1 protein-coding gene and 1 other annotated feature are annotated in these 1,246 nt (G+C 64.4%); the gene reads left to right on the top strand.

Annotated features, from left to right (window positions below):
- Positions 1 to 1,214 (top strand): IS3 family transposase gene (locus E4P41_RS21730; RefSeq protein ID WP_135143259.1). Its coding sequence is split into 2 segments (ribosomal slippage), with 1,215 coding nucleotides annotated over them: positions 1 to 250 and positions 250 to 1,214; the frame shifts between segments, so codons are not numbered across the junction. This gene is flagged as partial in the annotation.
- Positions 240 to 371 (top strand) — a sequence feature (AL1L pseudoknot). It overlaps the preceding gene by 132 nt.
- Positions 1,215 to 1,246: the final 32 nt, after the last annotated feature.

The following is a 1,246-nucleotide window of genomic DNA, read 5'->3' as shown; positions in this document are numbered from 1 at the left end:
CGCGCGGTCCGCATGTACGCCGACCGGGTGCGTGACGGCGAGTCGAAGCTCGCTGCCCGGCGCAAGGTCGGCGAGTTGCTCGGCGTCAACCCGGCGACGCTGCGGAACTGGGTTGAGACGGCCGAGAAGGCCGAACGGCCCGTGGAGCCGTCGGGATTGTCGCTGGCCGATGAGATTGCGCGGTTGACGAAGGAGAACGCCGAGCTACGGCGGGCAAACGATATCCTGAAGACCGCGTCGGCGTTTTTCGCACAGGCGGAGCTCGACCGCCGACTCCGGTAATCGTCTCCTACATCGACGACTACCGGGGCCGGTTCGGGGTCGAGCCGATCTGTGCCGTGCTCACCGAGCACGGCATTCCGATCGCCCCGAACACCTATCACGCCCGCAAGAAGCTTGCCATCTCTGACGCCGACCTGGAAGACGCGTATCTGGTGAATGCCGTGATCGATCTGTGGCGGAAGAATAGAGAGCTATACGGAATCCGGAAGATGTGGCATGCGATGCGCCGCGCCGGCTACAAGATCGGCCGGGACCAAGTGGGTCGGCTGATGCGGATCGCCGGCATCCAGGGGGTGCGCCGAGGCGACCACCGCACGGTCACCACCACCCGCGCTCAGGGCGCCCCACGGCACCCTGACCTGCTCAAGCGCGGCTGGAACAAGCCGACGAAGCCGAATATGTGGTGGGTGGCCGACTTCACCCACGTATGGACGCTGACCGGGTTCGTGTACGTCTCCTTCATCACCGACGTCTATTCCCGGCGCATTCTCGGATGGCGGGTCATGAACACCAAGGAGACCGCCCTGGTGTCCAGTGCGGTGGAGCAAGCGCTGGCCACTCGCCGCCGGTCCGACTCGGAGTTCACCACGACCGGACTCGTGCACCATTCCGACGCGGGCTCGCAATATACGTCGATCGCGTTCACCGAGGCGCTGGAAGAGGCAGGGATCGCCGGATCGATCGGCAGTGTCGGCGACGCACTGGACAACGCCTTGATGGAATCCACGATCGGTCTGTACAAGACCGAGTTGATCGATCACCGCCGCGACGGGAAGACCTGGGAGAGCAGGGCCGCGGTGGAGGCGGCAACGGCCGAGTGGGTGCACTGGTACAACACCGAAAGACTCCATTCCTCGATCGGCAACATGCCGCCCATCGAGAAGGAAATGGAGTATGCTAGTTCCATCGCCTCACGCCGTGAGGTGGCCTGATCGCCACCCTCCATCGGTTCCAGGACGGTTCA

The organism is Geodermatophilus sp. DF01-2 (genome assembly GCF_004571065.1).
Taxonomy (GTDB): domain Bacteria; phylum Actinomycetota; class Actinomycetes; order Mycobacteriales; family Geodermatophilaceae; genus Geodermatophilus.
This window is presented reverse-complemented; position numbering and strand designations above follow the sequence as displayed.